13 protein-coding genes are annotated in these 16,162 nt (G+C 66.9%); 4 read left to right on the forward strand and 9 right to left on the reverse strand.

Features of this window, described 5'->3' with window-relative positions:
• Positions 1-76: 76 nt before the first annotated feature.
• On the forward strand, positions 77-742 hold the full coding sequence (locus AC5LXX_RS34530) for a TetR/AcrR family transcriptional regulator (protein ID WP_493413672.1): 666 nt from the start codon (positions 77-79) through the stop codon (positions 740-742).
• A gap of 62 nt (positions 743-804) precedes the next feature.
• Here AC5LXX_RS34530 and AC5LXX_RS34535 read toward each other — a convergent pair whose 3' ends face one another.
• The 6 genes from AC5LXX_RS34535 to AC5LXX_RS34560 form a co-directional block, all read right to left on the reverse strand.
• Positions 805-1,659 (reverse strand): 3-hydroxybutyryl-CoA dehydrogenase, encoded by an 855-nt coding sequence (locus AC5LXX_RS34535; protein ID WP_493413673.1) that lies wholly within the window; start codon positions 1,657-1,659, stop codon positions 805-807.
• Between the two features lie 38 nt (positions 1,660-1,697).
• Entirely contained in the window at positions 1,698-2,891 is a 1,194-nt protein-coding gene (bktB, locus tag AC5LXX_RS34540) for a beta-ketothiolase BktB (protein ID WP_322080772.1), read from the reverse strand.
• Between the two features lie 48 nt (positions 2,892-2,939).
• The gene (locus AC5LXX_RS34545; protein ID WP_493414341.1) at positions 2,940-4,568 is read right to left on the reverse strand and encodes an electron transfer flavoprotein-ubiquinone oxidoreductase; all 1,629 of its coding nucleotides are present in this window, start codon (positions 4,566-4,568) and stop codon (positions 2,940-2,942) included.
• 81 nt (positions 4,569-4,649) lie between these two features.
• Positions 4,650-6,440 (reverse strand): acyl-CoA dehydrogenase, encoded by a 1,791-nt coding sequence (locus AC5LXX_RS34550; RefSeq protein ID WP_493413674.1) that lies wholly within the window; start codon positions 6,438-6,440, stop codon positions 4,650-4,652.
• Positions 6,441-6,993: 553 nt separating this feature from the next.
• Complete coding sequence (locus AC5LXX_RS34555; RefSeq protein WP_493413675.1) at positions 6,994-8,163, reverse strand: AraC family transcriptional regulator; 1,170 nt, start codon at positions 8,161-8,163, stop codon at positions 6,994-6,996.
• The gene (locus AC5LXX_RS34560; protein WP_493413676.1) at positions 8,163-9,797 is read right to left on the reverse strand and encodes an AMP-binding protein; all 1,635 of its coding nucleotides are present in this window, start codon (positions 9,795-9,797) and stop codon (positions 8,163-8,165) included. The genes AC5LXX_RS34555 and AC5LXX_RS34560 overlap by 1 nt, the downstream gene beginning before the upstream one ends.
• 303 nt (positions 9,798-10,100) lie before the next feature.
• Between AC5LXX_RS34560 and AC5LXX_RS34565 the strand changes: the two genes are divergently transcribed.
• Positions 10,101-10,850: an SGNH/GDSL hydrolase family protein gene (locus tag AC5LXX_RS34565; protein WP_493413677.1), complete on the forward strand. Its 750-nt coding sequence runs from the start codon at positions 10,101-10,103 to the stop codon at positions 10,848-10,850.
• Positions 10,851-11,132: 282 nt separating this feature from the next.
• Positions 11,133-12,239, forward strand: coding sequence for an AraC family transcriptional regulator (locus AC5LXX_RS34570; RefSeq protein ID WP_493413678.1), 1,107 nt, complete (start codon positions 11,133-11,135; stop codon positions 12,237-12,239).
• Positions 12,240-12,270: 31 nt separating this feature from the next.
• On the opposite strand, the gene AC5LXX_RS34575 is transcribed toward AC5LXX_RS34570, so the two are convergent.
• From AC5LXX_RS34575 to AC5LXX_RS34585, 3 genes are all read right to left on the reverse strand, one after another.
• Positions 12,271-13,761, reverse strand: a complete 1,491-nt coding sequence (locus tag AC5LXX_RS34575; protein WP_493413679.1) for a sensor histidine kinase — start codon at positions 13,759-13,761, stop codon at positions 12,271-12,273.
• Entirely contained in the window at positions 13,761-14,480 is a 720-nt protein-coding gene (locus AC5LXX_RS34580; RefSeq protein ID WP_124457109.1) for a response regulator transcription factor, read from the reverse strand. Before AC5LXX_RS34580 ends, AC5LXX_RS34575 begins: the two co-directional genes overlap by 1 nt.
• Positions 14,481-14,865: 385 nt before the next feature.
• Positions 14,866-15,468, reverse strand: a complete 603-nt coding sequence (locus AC5LXX_RS34585) for a TetR/AcrR family transcriptional regulator (RefSeq protein WP_493413680.1) — start codon at positions 15,466-15,468, stop codon at positions 14,866-14,868.
• Positions 15,469-15,796: 328 nt separating this feature from the next.
• On the opposite strand from AC5LXX_RS34585, the gene AC5LXX_RS34590 reads away from it, so the two are divergent.
• Entirely contained in the window at positions 15,797-16,030 is a 234-nt protein-coding gene (locus tag AC5LXX_RS34590; protein ID WP_493413681.1) for a hypothetical protein, read from the forward strand.
• The last annotated feature ends 132 nt before the right edge of the window (positions 16,031-16,162 follow it).

A 16,162-nucleotide genomic window follows, 5' to 3' on the forward strand; every position in this document is an offset into this window, starting at 1 on the left:
AAATACGAGACTTTCTCGCGTTTTAAAAACACGATAGACTCTCGCATTATCAACGTCAAGTTTTTCCGGAGGCGGCATGGGCCGACAAAAATCGGGGCAGACTAACGAGCCCGAAGCGACGGCAGCGGACGCGCCGGCGCGCGCGCGGCTGGTGCCGACGCAGCAGCGCAGCCGCGAGCGGTTCGAGCGCATCCTCGCGTGCGCGTCGGAAGTGATGATCGAGAAAGGCTGCGATGCGTTCCGGATGAGCGACATCGTCGAACGCACGGGCATCTCGTTCGGTTCGCTGTACCAGTACTTTCCGGACAAGGCCGCGGTGATCGGCACGCTCGCGGAGCGCTACAACGAGGCGGGCCACGACTGCGTGCGGCGTGACCTGGCGAAGATGAAAACGCTCGACGACCTGCACGCCACGCTCGCGCGCATCACGGACAGCTACTACCGGATGTTCGTCGACGAACCGCTGATGCGCGACATCTGGCGCGCGACGCAGGCCGATCGCGCGCTGCAGGCACTGGATCGCGCAGACGGCGAATTCCTGGCCGGACTGTTCGCGGATGCATTGGCAGAAGTCGCGCCCGACACGACCCGCGCGCAGCGCAACGCATTCGCCGAGCTGATGATGATCCAGATCGCGGCGGCCGTGCGCCATGCGATCACGCTGCCGCCGAAGGCGGCGCGGCAGATTCTGGCGATGTTCAAGCGCGCGCTGCCGCGCGACCTGTCGGTACTCGACGCGTAACCGCACCGCTCAATGCACGCGGCCGCCCGAAGGCGGCCGCGCGAAGTGGCATAACGTGCCGCTTACTTGCTGTAGTCGTACACCCCGCGCCCGGTCTTGCGCCCGAGCCGCCCTGCCGTCACCATCTCGCGCAGCAGCGGGCAGGCGCGATACTTGGGATCGCCGAAGTCCTTCAGGAACACGTCCATCACCGCGAGGCACACGTCGAGGCCCACGAGGTCGGCCAGCGCGAGCGGCCCGATCGGGTGGTTCGCGCCGAGCTTCATCCCCGCATCGATCTCCTCGGCCGATGCAATGCCTTCGGCCAGCACGAAGAACGCTTCGTTGATCATCGGCACGAGAATCCGGTTCACGACGAAGCCCGGCGAATTGCGCACGCCGATCGGCGACTTGTCGAAGCGCTCGGTCAGCGCACGTATGGCCGACGCGGTCGCATCGCTCGTCTGCAGCCCGCGGATGATCTCGACGAGCGGCATCAGCGGCACCGGGTTGAAGAAGTGCATGCCGAGGAAGCGCGACGGATCGGCGAGCAGCGCCGCGAGCGCAGTGATCGAGATCGACGACGTGTTGGTCGCGATGATCGCGTCAGGACGCGCGACGGCCTCGATCTGCTTCAGGATACGGCCCTTCAGTTCGACGTTCTCGGTCGCGGCCTCGATCACGATGTCGACCGAGGCGAGCTTCGCGTAGTCGGTCGACGTCGTGATGCGCGCCAGCGCCGCGTCGCGGGTGGCCGCGTCGAGCTTGTCCTTCGACACGAGCCGCTCGAGGCTGCCCTTCAGCGTCGCGATGCCCTTGTCGAGCGCGGCGTCGCTGACGTCGATCATCACGACATTGAGTCCCGCAACGGCCGCGGTTTGCGCAATGCCGTTGCCCATGGTTCCGGCGCCCACGACGCCGACGATTTCGATGGCCATGAAATTTCCTGTGTGTTCGGGTGCTGAGCGCTCGATTATCAGATGTTCTCGAAGATCGCAGCAATCCCCTGGCCGCCGCCGATACACATCGTCACGAGCGCGTAACGCCCGCCGATGCGCTTCAGCTCGTACAGCGCCTTGACCGTGATCAGCGCGCCGGTCGCACCGATCGGGTGGCCGAGCGAGATGCCCGAGCCGTTCGGGTTGACCTTCGCGGGATCGAGGCCGAGCTCCTGCGTGACCGCGCAAGCCTGCGCGGCGAACGCCTCGTTCGCCTCGATCACGTCGAGATCGCTGATCTTCAGGCCCGCGCGTTCGAGCGCCTTCTGCGTGGCCGGCACGGGGCCGATGCCCATGTAGGCCGGATCGACACCCGCGTGCGCATAGGCGACGAGGCGCGCGAGCGGCTTCACGCCCTGCGCGCGCGCGGCGTCCGCGCTCATCATCAGCACGGCTGCCGCCGCATCGTTGATGCCCGATGCATTGCCGGCCGTCACGGTGCCGTTTTCCTTCGCGAACACCGGCTTCAGCTTCGTGAAATCGTCCGCGCTCGCGTCGTGACGCACGTGCTCGTCGGTGTCGAACGCGACCTCGCCCTTCTTCGTGCGGATCGCGATCGGCAGGATCTGGTCCTTGAAACGCCCTTCCGCGATCGCGCGCGCCGCGCGACGATGCGATTCGAGCGCGAGCGCATCCTGCGCGTCGCGCGAGATGTCGTACTTGCGTGCGACGTTCTCGGCCGTCACGCCCATGTGGATCGTCTGGAACGGGTCGTGGAGCGCGCCGAGCATCATGTCGACGAGCTTGCCGTCGCCCATGCGCTGGCCGAAACGCGCGGCCGGCACCGTGTACGGTGCGCGGCTCATGCTCTCCGAGCCGCCGCCGATCGCGACGTCGGCATCGCCGAGCATGATCGTCTGCGCGGCCGATACGATCGCCTGCAGGCCCGAGCCGCACAGGCGGTTCACGGTCAGCGCCGGCGTGTGCTGCGCGACACCGCCATTGATCGCCGCGACGCGCGCGAGATACATGTCCTTCGGTTCGGTGTTCACGACGTGGCCGAACACGACATGCCCGACCGCGTCGCCCGACACGTTTGCGCGCGACAGTACTTCGGCGACCACCTTCGCGCCGAGATCGGTCGGCGCGAAATCCTTCAGGCTGCCGCCGAAATCACCGATCGCGGTACGGACACCGCTCACCACCACGACTTCCTTCGCTGCATTGCTCATCGTCTCACTCCGGTTCGTTCGCGCCCGCGGGCGCAAGGATGCGTTGCGTTACATGTTCGGGTAATTCGGCCCGCCGCCGCCTTCGGGCGTGACCCACACGATGTTCTGCGTCGGGTCCTTGATGTCGCAGGTCTTGCAGTGCACGCAGTTCTGCGCGTTGATCACGAGGCGCTCGCCGCCGTCGTCGTTCTTCACGAACTCGTACACGGCCGCCGGGCAGAAGCGCGCCTCCGGCCCCGCGTACGTGCGCAGGTTCACGTTCACCGGCACGCTCGCGTCCTTCAGCGTCAGGTGCGCCGGCTGGTTCTCCTCGTGGTTCGTGTTCGAGATGAACACCGACGACAGCCGGTCGAACGTCAGCTTGCCGTCCGGCTTCGGATACTCGATCGGCGTGCATTGCGACGCCGGCTTCAGCATCTCGTGGTCCGCATGCTTGTGGTGCAGCGTCCACGGCACGTTGCCGCCCATCACCTTCTGCTCGAGCCCGACCATCAGCGTGCCGAGATACAGGCCCTTGGCCATCCACTGCTTGAAGTTGCGCGCGCGGTACAGCTCCGTGTACAGCCACGATTGCTTGAAGGCGTCCGGGTAGGCGTTGAGCTCGTCCGACTGACGGCCGGCCTGCACCGCGTCGAACGCGGCGTCGGCGGCCAGCATGCCGGTCTTGATCGCCGCGTGGCTGCCCTTGATCCGCGACGCGTTCAGAAAGCCCGCGTCGTCGCCGATCAGCGCGCCGCCGGGGAACACCGTCTTCGGCAGCGACAGCAGGCCGCCCGCCGTGATCGCCCGCGCGCCGTACGACACGCGCTTGCCGCCTTCGAGGAACGCGCGGATCGACGGGTGCGTCTTGTAGCGCTGGAATTCCTCGAACGGCGACAGGTACGGGTTCGTGTAGCCGAGGCCGACCACGAAGCCGACCACGACCTGGTTGTTGTCCATGTGATACAGGAACGAGCCGCCGTACGTATCGGACTTCAGCGGCCAGCCGGCCGTGTGGATCACGAGGCCCGGCTTGTGCTTCGCGGGATCGATTTCCCACAGCTCCTTGATGCCGATCCCGTACGCCTGCGGATCGGCGTTCGCGTCGAGCTTGAACTTCGAGATCAGCTGGCGGCCGAGGTGGCCGCGGCAGCCTTCGGCGAACAGCGTGTACTTCGCGTGCAGCTCCATGCCGAGCTGGAAGTTCTCGGTCGGCTCGCCGTCCTTGCCCACGCCCATGTTGCCGGTCGCGACACCCTTCACGGAACCGTCGTCGTTGTAGAGGATCTCCGCGGCCGGGAAGCCGGGGAAGATCTCGACGCCCAGCGCCTCGGCCTGCTGGCCGAGCCAGCGGGTCACGTTACCCAGCGAAATGACGTAGTTGCCGTGGTTCTGGAAGTTGGCAGGCAGCGCCCAGTTGGGCGTCGTGACGGCGCTCTTCTCGGACAGGAACAGGAAGCGGTCTTCCGTCACCTCGACGTCGAGCGGCGCGCCGCGTTCCTTCCAGTCGGGGAACAGTTCGGTGATCGCGCGCGGATCCATCACCGCGCCCGACAGGATGTGCGCGCCGATCTCGGAACCCTTCTCGAGCACGCACACGCCGATCTCGGTGCCTTTCTCGGCGGCCAGCTGCTTGAGCCGGATCGCCGCCGACAGCCCGGCGGGGCCGCCGCCGACGATCACGACGTCGTATTCCATCGATTCGCGCGGGCCGTATTGCGCGAGCAAGTCCTGTGTGGTCAAAATCCTGTCTCCTCCTGCGTTCCGACCGTCAACCGGTCAGAACTGGTCTTCCGTCAACGCGAGCACGCTCTCGTTGCCCTTCGCGCCGACGATCGACGCTTCGAGCGCACCGGCCTGCACGAGAATGTGCTCCGCATAGCATTGCGCGATCGCGATCTTCGCGTCGAAGAACGCCGGGTCGCTCGCGCGGTTCGCCTGCGCGGCCACCAGCGCGCGCGCCATCTGCCACCCGCACAGCACCACGCCCGCGAGCTTCAGGTACGGCACGCTGCCCGCGAACACCGCGTTCGGGTCCTGCTTCACGTTCGCCACCACGTAATCCACCACCGACGCCAGCGCGCGGGCGCCCTTCTCCAGCTGCGCCTTCATCGATGCGGCCGCCGCGCCGTCCAGCTTGCCCAGCGCCGCGACCGTGTCGCCGATTTCCGCGAGCAGCGCCTTCGCCACCGCGCCGCCGTCGCGCATCGTCTTGCGCCCGACCAGGTCGTTCGCCTGGATCGCCGTCGTCCCTTCGTAGATCGCCAGGATCCGTGCGTCGCGGTAGTACTGCGCCGCGCCCGTTTCCTCGATGAAGCCCATCCCGCCGTGCACCTGCACGCCCAGGCTCGCCACGTCGTTCACCATCTCCGTGCTCCAGCCCTTCACCACCGGCACCAGATATTCGTAGATTGCCTGATGACGGCTGCGCGTCGCCTCGTCCGAATGGCGGTGGGCAATGTCGCTGTGCGCCGCTGCCACGTAGGCCAGCGCCCGCGCGCCTTCGGTCAGTGCACGCATCGTGCCGAGCATGCGGCGCACGTCCGGGTGATGGATGATCGTCACCGACTGCTTGGCCGACCCGTCCACCGGGCGGCTCTGCACGCGTTCCTTCGCGAATTCAGCGGCCTTCTGGTACGCACGGTCGGCCACGCCGATCCCCTGCATCCCGACACCGAAGCGCGCCGCGTTCATCATGATGAACATGTATTCGAGGCCGCGGTTTTCTTCGCCGACCAGGTAGCCGATCGCGCCGCCGTGGTCGCCGTACTGCAACACCGCCGTCGGGCTCGCCTTGATCCCCAGCTTGTGCTCGATCGACACGCAGTGCACGTCGTTGCGCGCACCCAGCGAGCCGTCTTCGTTGACCATGAACTTCGGCACGATGAACAGCGAGATGCCCTTCACGCCTTCCGGCGCGTTCGGCGTGCGCGCCAGCACCAGGTGGACGATGTTGTCCGCCATGTCGTGCTCGCCCCACGTGATGAAGATCTTCGTGCCGAACACCTTGTAGGTGCCGTCGCCCTGCGGCTCGGCGCGCGAGCGCACCAGCGCGAGATCGGAGCCCGCCTGCGGCTCGGTCAGGTTCATCGTGCCCGTCCATTCGCCCGAGATCAGCTTCGGCACGTAGCGCTGCTTCTGCTCGTCGGTGCCGGCCGTCAGCAGCGCCTCGATCGCGCCGTCGGTGAGTAGCGGGCACAGCGCGAACGACAGGTTCGATGCGTTCAGCATCTCGATGCACGGCGTCGCGATCAGCTTCGGCAGCCCCTGGCCGTCGTATTCGGCCGGATGCTGCAGCCCCTGCCAGCCGCCTTCGACGAACTGGCGGAATGCTTCCGCGAAGCCCGGCGTCGCGGTCACGACACCGTCCTTCCAGCTGCTCGGGTTGCGGTCACCTTCGACGTTCAGCGGCGCCAGCACCTCGCCGCAGAACTTCGCGGACTCGTCGAGCACGGCCTGCGCCGTGTCGTAACCGGCATCCTCGAAACCGGGCAACTGCGCGACGGCGTCGATGTCCGCGAGTTCCTTCAGCACGAACAGCATGTCCTTGACAGGGGCGTTATAGCTCATGGTCGATGTTCCAATCAGGCGGTGAATGAGGTGCGCCAGGGGCTCGATGCGGCAAAACCGGCCAGGCCCGGGGCGACGTGATGACCCATCGTACTGCCGCGGTCACCGATTCCTATTGTCATATCCGGCCCACATGGTGACAAAATCGGCCACGGGATGGGGGCATGTTGCCGGGAGCGGCCGGCTGGACAGGGGTTTGACCGGAACACGTTTCCGGAATTCGGCAAGCAAAAGGTGTACCGCGAAATGGGGCCACTTCATGGGCTTTCCTCCGGGCGCGGGCACTTGCAGCAGCGCTGTGTACGGCACTTCTTCTGCATCCAGTCCCGCAAGCGCGTGTTTGCCTTGCCGCAAGATGTGGTGCCGCGATTCGATACCCGATTCGATTATGCGCGCAGTGCGGACAACCGCCTGACGGGCGGCGTGTTGCTGCCAGCGTGTGAAACAGCGCGTTGCTTTCGCTGGGACATACGTCAAAAGGGAGCCGACTATGGGAGCCAGCAAGGGAAGCCGGTTATGGGAACCGTCCTCGGACCGCGGCTGCCCCTGTGCATCAGACCTGCCGCCGGTAAGTCCCCGGCGTACTCCCCGTCCAGTGCCTGAACGCGCGATGGAACGCGCTCGGATCGTCGAAGCCGATATCGGCGCCGATCGCTGCGATCGTGTCGGGCGTGTCGGTCAGCCGCTGGATCGCGATGTCGCGCCGCAGCTCGTCCTTCAGCACCTGGAACGTCGTCCCTTCGGCCGCCAGGTGCCGGCTCAGCGTGCGTACCGAACAATGCAGGTGCTCGGCCGCCTGGTCGATCACGGGCAGGTCGGGCAGCGCCGCCGACAGGTACTGCCGCACGCGATGGCACACGAGCTGTTCGCTGAACGATTCGAAGATCCAGTCGCCGGGCGCGCGCGCGAGAAACTTGCGCAGGTTGCGCTTGCTCTGCCGGATCGGCGCGTCGAGGTAGTCGGCACTGAAGCGCATCAGCGTGCGCTCGCAGTCGAATTTCACGGAGCCGGTGAAGAAATACAGATGCTCGACCGCATGGCGCGGCCGCGGACACGCGAACTCGATCTGCAGCAGCGGGATCTTCTGCCCGATCAGCCAGGAACACACGCCGTGCACGAGCTTGAGCATCAGCTCCTGGCCGAGCGCGCCGATCGGGCCGATCGCGTCGTTCGGGCGCAGCAGCACCTGCGCGACGAGACCGTCGCGCTTCGATTCGACGAAGAAGTCGTCGAGCAGGATATGGAAGAATTGCCCGAAACGATGCAACGTCGTTTCGAGGTTGCGCGCATCGAGCAGGCTGAGGCACAGGTACTTCAGCGTGCCGCCGCGCAGCGGGCGCGAGAAGATGCCGGGCATCTCGTCGTCGAGGTCGATCGCGAGCGTGCGGTACAGCGTCGAGAACTGCTCTTCCGTCACGCGCGCATGCGGCTCGCCGAGCAGCTCGACCGGGATGCCGGCACCGCGCAGATAGCGTTCGACCACGTCGCGCTGCACGCCCGCGCTCGCGAGGAAGCCGTTGACGAGCGAGATCGGCACGGTCGCGCTCGGTGACGGCAGCGCCTGCCCTGCCCGGGCGGAAAGTGAGTCTGAACCGGTCATCGCGTCCCCGTCGGTCGAACCGCTCGCATTGTACTTGAGCGGCCCGCGCAGGGCTTTCGGGGCCTTCACGGTCTTCGGCACGCCGGGCCGCGCCGCGGCGGCCGCGCGGCGCGTCGTCGCCATCAGTCGGTGCGGCTCAGTTCCCGCCGCAGGATCTTGCCGACCGTCGACTTCGGCAGCCGATCGACGAAGCGGACGATCTTCGGCACCTTGTACGCCGCGAGGCTCGCGCGGCAATGCTCGACGAGTTGCGCCTCGTTCACGTCGGCATCGGCCGCGAGCACCACGAACAGCTTGACGGCCTCGCCCGTGCGCTCGTCCGGCACGCCGATGCACGCGCATTCGGCGACGCCCGGCAGCGCGGTCGCGACGGCTTCCACCTCGTTCGGGTACACGTTGAAGCCCGACACGATGATCATGTCCTTCTTGCGGTCGACGATCCGCAGGAACCCCGCCTCGTCGAACACGCCGACGTCGCCGGTGCGGAAATAGCCGTCCGCCGTGAATGCGGCCGCGTTCGCGTCCGGCTTCTGCCAGTAGCCGCCCATCACCTGCGGCCCCTTCACGCAGATCTCGCCCGCTTCGCCGATCGCCACCTCGCGATCCTGCTCATCGAGCAGCTTCACGTCGGTCGACGGCAGCGGCAGGCCCGTGGTGCCCGTGAACCTGTCGATCGACTGAGGGTTGAACGACACGACCGGCGACGTTTCCGACAGCCCGTAGCCCTCGCGGATGAAATTACCCGTCACGGCCTTCCAGCGCGACGAGATCACGTCGATCACCGCCGCGCCGCCGCCGGCCGACAGCTTCAGCCGCGACCAGTCGACCTCCTTCAGGCGCGGATGGCCGGCGAGCCCCGCGTACAGCGTGTTCACGCCGACGAAGACCGTCGGCCGCGCGGCCTTCAGCACGTCGATGAACCCGTCCATGTCGCGCGGGTTCGCGACGAGCCAGTTCTGCGCGCCGATCGCGAAATAGGACAGGAAGTTCACCGTCAGCGCGAAGATGTGATACAGCGGAATCGCCGTGACGACGACCTCCTCGCCCGGCTCGCGCGCCGCCGGCACGATCGCCGCGAACTGTCCGATGTTCGCGACGAGGTTGCGGTGCGACAGCGCCGCGCCCTTCGACAGGCCGGTCGTGCCGCCTGTGTATTGCAGCAGCAGCAGGTCCGCGCCGCTCAGCGCAACCGGCTCGCACGCAAGCGATTCGCCGGCGGCGATGGCTTGCGCGAGCGCGGTCGAACCGGGCGGCAGTGCGTCGCACGTGCCGGCCGGCGCATCGACGACGCCGAGATCGCCGCGCCCCACGCTCAGCACGGTGCGCACGCGCGTGCCGCCGACCACGTCGGCGAACGTGCCCATCGAGCCGCCGCAGACGACGGCCACCTCGACGCCCGCGTCGTTGAGCTGATGCTCGAGCTCGCGCGCGGTGTAGTGCGGGTTCACGTTGACCTGGATGGCGCCGATCTTCGTGACGGCGACGAACACGACCGGAAACGCGAGCACGTTGGGCAGCATCACGGCCACGCGATCGCCCTTGCGCACGCCGACGACCTGCTGCAGATACGCGGCCAGCGCGGTCGACAAGCGGTCGACGTCGGCATAGGTGAGCGTGCGGCCGTACGCATGGAACGCCGGACGATCGGCGAAGCGGCGCATCGCGTCGTCCAGCAGCGCGCTTACGGAAGGATGGCGATCGGCATCGATCTCGGCGGGAATCGAGCCGTACGACCCGGTCCAGTGTCTTTTCGTCATGTCTCGCTCCTAGGCTCGGGGGACGGTGCGCTCGCAGCGCACCGTTCGCACGGCGGCCTGCACGCCGGAAGGACGCGGGCCGTCGCCTGATCGGCGACTATCGCCCGCGCGACGCGCTTTGCAAATGATCCGGGCGGCCGAAAAGATGATCGAAACGGACATGCGGGTCGTTCGCGCGCTTTACCGCGCAGCGCGCAACGCTCTGCCGCGTATCGCGGCCACGCTGGCCTTTCTGAACGAAGTCGCGTAGCCTCCGTCGCGATTCTTCACTGCGAAAGCGCATCACCTCGATCTTCTTGCTCCATGTTGACGCTATATAAATACGCGCTTGGTCCGATCCTGCTGGCTCAGGCGAGCTGGTTGCGCAGAACCGCGCTGCGCCTGCCCGAGGCCAATGGTCCCCGCGAGGGCGCCGAGGGAGCGGATGACGGCTCGACGGCGCCCTTGCGCATTCTGGTGGTCGGCGATTCGTCGGCGGCGGGCGTGGGCGTGGACGAGCAGGAGCGTGCACTGGCGCAGCCGGTTGCGCGGCTCCTGGCACAAGCCACGGGCCGGCGGGTCGAATGGCGACTGATCGCGAAGTCTGGCGTCAATACGGATGAGGCGTTGAAGCTGTTGACGGCCAGCAAGATCGGGCCGGCCGATTATCTCGTCACGGCGCTCGGCACGAACGACGTCACGTCCCAGCGCAAGCCGGAGCAATTCATCCGAGACTATGCCGCGCTCGCGGATCATCTCGAACTGCACACCGGCGCCGCCGGCATCGTCGTGACAGGGTTGCCGCCGTTGCGCATCCTGCCGGCCGCACCGCATCCGCTGCGGTGGTACCTCGGCCGCTATGCCGCTCGACTCGATCGGGCCTTGCAGCGCTGGGCCGGACTCCATCCCGCGCGACGCTACGTGTCGCTCGAGTGGGCCGCGAATCCCGCCGAGATGGCAATCGATCGGTACCATCCCGGGCCGAATCAATATCGTCGATGGGCCGAACTCGTCACCGAGAAAATCCTGACGTTGCTCAGCGAGACGAACGCGCCTTTACACGCGGGAAAGTAGTCGACATCGGGCAGTACGGATCGCCGGAGGGCGATTCCGGGCGACCTGCAGGCGTCCGAAGATCGACTGCAGCGATTCGCCCGATCTGCACGGCACGAGCGCAGAAGCAGCTCATTCAGCCATGGTGCCCGATTGCGTTGCCGCCGCCAGGTGTACGGACAACTGCCGGCGGCGGCCGCACTCAGGGTGAACCCTGTGGCAACCCGGCGCATTCGGAGGCAGAATCGCGTACCCGGAACAGGTATCAAATCGGACTCAAGACTCAAGACTCAGGACCCGCTCATGCTGCGCGATGCGCTGTCGAAACCGGCGGATTCACGACGCTCCGGCGATCGGTCGCCCGACGTCGCGCTGCCCGCCATGCTGCGCGAGAAGTGCTTCTCGCCGGCCAAGCTCGCGGTCCTGCTGCAGGTCGCGTCGGACCTGGGGCTCGACACCGGCGCGGTGCTGGCGGGCACCGATCTCGATCCCGCCGCGGTCGCCGATCCGTTCACGGTGACCTCCTCGCAGCAATTCCTGACCGCCGCGGGCAACGCGATCCGCGCATACGGCAACCCGGACCTCGGCGTACGTGTCGGGCGCCTGCTGCACGCGTCGAGCTACGGGATGTACGGCTACGCGATGCTGTGCTCGGAATCGATGGGCCACGCGTTCGACTCGGCGGTCAAGTATCACCAGCTCGCGAACCGCATGCTCGAGATCCGCTGGATCGTGCAGGACGACACGGTGTCGTGGCTGTTTCCCGATCGGGAAAGCCTGCCGCTGCCCTGCCTCGACGAGCCGCTGTACCGCTTCCTGATCGACATGCAGTTCGCGCTGCACGTGACGATCATCAAGGACGTGATGGGCGCGTGGTGCGTGCCGGCGCGTGCGCAGTTCACGCAGCCGGAGCCGCCGCACGCGGCCATGCTGTCCGACGCGCTCGAATGTCCGCTCGCGTTCGGGCAGCCGGGCAACGTGCTCGGCTATCCGGCCGCGTGGCTCACGCGCGCGCCGCAGCTCGCGAACCCGATCACCGCCGCGCAGGTGTCGTCACACTGCGCGCGGCTGCTCGAGGAATTGCGCAGCCAGGCCGGCGTCACGCGGCGCGTGTACCAGGAACTCACGCGCACGCCCGGGCAGTTTCCGGACATCGACGCGATCGCGGACAGCCTGTGCATCACGTCGCGTACGTTGCGCCGCAAGCTCGAAGCCGAAGGCACGTCGTACAGCGAACTGCTGACGAGCGTGCGCAAGGCGCTCGCGATCGACTACCTCAGCACGACCACGCTCAGCACCGAGGACATCGCACTGACGCTCGGCTTCAGCGATGCGGTCGGCTTCCGCCACGCATTCAAGCGCTGGACCGGTACGACGCCGAGCGAGGTGCGGCGCAAGCGCGGCGGGTAAGCGTGGCAGATGCCGCCGCCGACGGCGACGGTCAACGTGCGTCGCCGGCCGCCGGCGACGCGACCGGCAGCGCAAACTCGAACACCGCGCCGCGCCCGGCCCGGTCGACGAGCCGGATGCCGCTGCCGTTGAGCGCGAGCATCCGGTGCACGATCAGCAGGCCGAGCCCGCCGCTCGTCACCGTGCCGCCGCTCATCGGCCGCTGCGGCCGCTGGAACAGCCCTTCGCGCCGCGCAGCCGGGATTCCTTCGCCGGTATCCGCCACGGTCACGACCACGCGGTCGCCCTGCGGCTCCAGCGCGACCTCGACCTCGCCGTGCGGCGGCGTGTGCCGCAGCGCATTGTCGAGCAGGTTGGTCAGCACGCGCTCGATCATCCCGAGATCGGCGGACACGACCGGCACGCGCGGCGGAATCCGCGCATGCAGCGCAACGCCGCGCGACTGCGCGGTCAGCTCGAACTTCTGGAACACGTCCTGTACGAGATCGACGAGCGAGAACGGCTCGCGCTCGGCCTGCACGCCACCCGATTCGAGCCGTGCGAGCTCGAACAGCGCCTGCGCGAGCCGGCCGACCTTAGCGCTCTGCGCGAGCGCGATCGACAGGTAGCGCCGCCGCTCGGGTTCGGCGAGCGTATCGGCCTTCAGCGACAATGTTTCCAGATAGCCGTGCAGCGACGTCAGCGGCGTGCGCAGGTCGTGCGAGATGTTCGTGATCAGTTCGCGCCGCTGCTGGTCCTGGTGCGTCAGCGCGCGCCACTGGTCGCCGATCCGGTCGGCCATCTGCGCGAACGCGGATTCGAGCACCACGATGTCGTCGCCACGCCGGCCCGGCGAGCGCGGCACCGGCGGCTGCGTGTCGGGCGCGCCGTTCGCGTCGAAGTCGCGCATCGCGTCCGTCAGCCGACGCAGCGGGCGCGTGATGAAGCTGAACGCGGTCAGGCCCGCGAGCAGGCCGAGCAGCGCGACAACCGCCATCGACCACAGCGTCGTGCGCAGCACGTTGCCGGCATCGACGCGCGCGGCGAGCCGGTCGTGCGCCTCGCCGAGCAGCACCACGTAGATGTAGCCCGATGGCGGCTGCCCCGTGCGCTGCAGCGGCGCGGCGCTGAACACCTTGCGCGCGTCCGGGCTGCGCGGGTCGTCGCCGAGGATCGGCAGCGGCTGGCCCGCGATGAATTGCTGCACCGGCGCGAGATCGATGCGGTCGCGCTTCACGTGGCCGGGCGGCGCATCGTCGCCCTTGATGCGCCCGGCGTTGTCGAGCAGGTACACCTCGACGCTCGGGTTCACGCCCATCAGCTGGCTGAACAGCGTGCGCACGGCGTCCGGGCGCAGCCCGTTCGCGTCCATCAGCGGCGCGCTGTTGGCGATGTTGGCGGCCAGGTCGCGCGACAACGCCTGCACGACCTCCTTTTCCCGCATGTCGTTCGCGCGGATCTGCAGCCATGCGGACGCGCCCGAACACGCGAGCAGCAGGATCGAGAACACGAGCGACAGCCGCTGGGTGAGCGTGAGCTTCATCATGCGTCCCGCTGGCCCGGCGCGGCGAGCTTGTAGCCGCGTCCCCAGACGGTGAGGATCCGTACGGGTTCGGCCGGATCGACCTCGATCTTCGCGCGCAGCCGGTTGATGTGGGTGTTGACCGTGTGCTCGTAGCCTTCGTGCTGGTAGCCCCACACCGCATTGAGCAGGTCCATCCGCGAGAACACCTTGCCCGGATGTCGCGCGAAGAAATACAGCAGGTCGAATTCGCGCGGCGTGAGGTCGATGCGCGCGCCGTCGACGCTCGCCTCGCGCGCGATCGGGTCGATCGCGAGCCCCTCGACGTCGAGCGTGCCCGCGTCGATGCGCGAATCGCGCGCAAGCGCGTCGACGCGCCGCAGCAGCGCCTTCACGCGCGCGACGAGTTCGAGCACCGAGAACGGCTTCGCCAGGTAGTCGTCGGCGCCGAGCTCGAGACCGAGGATCCGGTGCACCTCGCTCGATCGCGCGCTCGTGATGATGATCGGCGTGTAGCGCGTCATCGCGCGGGCGCGCCGGCAGATTTCGAGGCCGTCGACGCCCGGCAGCATCAGGTCGAGGATCAGCGCATCCCAGCCGCCCTGTTCGAGCAGGCGCAGCCCTTCGGCGCCGTCTGCGCTATGCACGACTTCATAGCGCTCGTCGCGCAGGTGCAGGCTCAGCACGTCGGCGATATCGGCGTCGTCCTCGACGATCAGGATGCGTTTCGGTTGGTCCATGGCGGTGGGCGGCGGCACGTCGAACTCGGGTTCGATAACGGTTGTCGGCGGGCGGTCGATGGCCCGGGTCGAGTCGCGGCGGAAAGCCGCGCTGTCGCCATTGTGCAAAATTTTGCGGCGGGAAGTGATCACATTTCGTTTAAATGTGGACCGTGCCCGCACTGTGAGCCACTGCCCGCAAGGCCTGCCGCTCCGGCCCTTCAAATTCGATGCCTCGCGCGCCGGCGCTAACACCAAATAGACACGAAAAAACCGAGGTGAGATGCTGCGCGCCGCCGATGCCCCGGCGATAGTGACATCCTTTCCTTCGTACTATCGCCAGTGTGCGCGATAGCTGTGGCCAGCGCCGAGCCAAGGGTTCGCTAAAGGGGCCGGCAACACACACTCAACCGCGACGACTACCGACTTTACGTGTGCTTACTGTCGCGACGGTCGACTCATTCAGCAACACCTCCGCCGCCTGCCACGCCCGTGCGGCAGCACGGGAATCCCCGATGGCACGCGCATCCGCCGTCGCCCCGCTCAGTAACATGACATACACGCCCGCAAGCTGACGTGCTCGGCGGCGCGGAACGATCTCGGACAGCAGCTTTTCCATGATGGCCAACAGGTCATCCCGATAGCGCACCGCCACCTCGGTCACCTTCGGGCAGGTCGAGCCAAACTCGGCCAGCGCACGCTCGAATAGACAGCCTGCGAACTCAGGGCTACGAAACCAGGTTCCGTACCAGTCGAAAATCCCCTTCAGGCGGGCAGTTGCGTCCGGCATGGGTCCGAGCTTGGCGGCGATACTCTCCATGATGAATGTATAACGCTGTTCCAGCACTTCCTTGATCAGATCGTCCTTGCCCGCGAAGTGATGGTAGAGCGTCATGCGGGCAACGTCCGCCTCGGCGATGATCCAGTCGATGCCGACCGGATGAAAGCCATGGCGGGAAAACAACTCACCGGCCTTGTCGACCACCTGCTGGCGTTTGCTCGCGCGCATTCATGCATCTCCTGACTACGGGGCGGCATCTTAGCACCGCCGCCAGCACTGCTCCTTTCAGCCTGTAGGGCAAGCGCTGCAGACTGCCGGATACGGCCTCGCTCGTTGGGGCAGTGACCACGTCCCCACCACAACTCCACCCCACTCGCATCAATGCCCAAGCAATGGCGCCGTCGTCCAGCGCCGCCGGGAACGCTGACGCCAGCCTACGCGATCTCGAGCAGGCCGGTGCCGAGCCGCGTCAATTCGTCCCGAGCCGGACGTGAAGGGTGTCGTTCATGAAGTTACTGTAGATGGTTCGGGCCACGTGCGGCGCGCGAAGACATGCATGCTGCGCCTTGCATGGGATGCGGCAAACCGGCATCTCGATTCAGCCGAGGCAGTAGAGGGCAACACTGTCGTTCGGTATGTCGAAACCGTTCACACTCAGGAGCGCCGCGACGTGATGTTGTGGACGAACCAGCAAAACATCACCGGCTACTACGAAGTCAAGGGAAGCTGGGGCTTTTGGAATGGGGGCTTCGGCAATACAGGCGCCCTGCATCGCTTCGGCATCAACTGATCGCAATACACTGCCGAGGCGAGGTTGGCGAACCTAGCCCCCAAGCCGACACATCCATCGATGTACGAATTTTGACGTAGATGATCCGTCGTCGGGACCATGTACCAGCCCGGCCAGCATCCGGTCGGACGG

Source organism: Burkholderia torrens, assembly GCF_984668525.1.

Excerpts from the sequence above, each read along its gene's own strand:
- AC5LXX_RS34590 (WP_493413681.1), top strand. The coding sequence starts at position 15,797 with ATGCTGCGCCTTGCATGGGATGCGGCAAACCGGCATCTCGATTCAGCC.
- AC5LXX_RS34580 (WP_124457109.1), bottom strand. The coding sequence starts at position 14,480 with ATGGACCAACCGAAACGCATCCTGATCGTCGAGGACGACGCCGATATC.
- AC5LXX_RS34575 (WP_493413679.1), bottom strand. The coding sequence starts at position 13,761 with ATGAAGCTCACGCTCACCCAGCGGCTGTCGCTCGTGTTCTCGATCCTG.
- bktB (WP_322080772.1), bottom strand. The coding sequence starts at position 2,891 with ATGAGCAATGCAGCGAAGGAAGTCGTGGTGGTGAGCGGTGTCCGTACC.
- AC5LXX_RS34555 (WP_493413675.1), bottom strand. The coding sequence starts at position 8,163 with ATGGCGACGACGCGCCGCGCGGCCGCCGCGGCGCGGCCCGGCGTGCCG.
- AC5LXX_RS34545 (WP_493414341.1), bottom strand. The coding sequence starts at position 4,568 with ATGGAATACGACGTCGTGATCGTCGGCGGCGGCCCCGCCGGGCTGTCG.
- AC5LXX_RS34585 (WP_493413680.1), bottom strand. The coding sequence starts at position 15,468 with ATGCGCGCGAGCAAACGCCAGCAGGTGGTCGACAAGGCCGGTGAGTTG.
- AC5LXX_RS34565 (WP_493413677.1), top strand. The coding sequence starts at position 10,101 with ATGTTGACGCTATATAAATACGCGCTTGGTCCGATCCTGCTGGCTCAG.
- AC5LXX_RS34535 (WP_493413673.1), bottom strand. The coding sequence starts at position 1,659 with ATGGCCATCGAAATCGTCGGCGTCGTGGGCGCCGGAACCATGGGCAAC.
- AC5LXX_RS34560 (WP_493413676.1), bottom strand. The coding sequence starts at position 9,797 with ATGACGAAAAGACACTGGACCGGGTCGTACGGCTCGATTCCCGCCGAG.
- AC5LXX_RS34570 (WP_493413678.1), top strand. The coding sequence starts at position 11,133 with ATGCTGCGCGATGCGCTGTCGAAACCGGCGGATTCACGACGCTCCGGC.
- AC5LXX_RS34530 (WP_493413672.1), top strand. The coding sequence starts at position 77 with ATGGGCCGACAAAAATCGGGGCAGACTAACGAGCCCGAAGCGACGGCA.
- AC5LXX_RS34550 (WP_493413674.1), bottom strand. The coding sequence starts at position 6,440 with ATGAGCTATAACGCCCCTGTCAAGGACATGCTGTTCGTGCTGAAGGAA.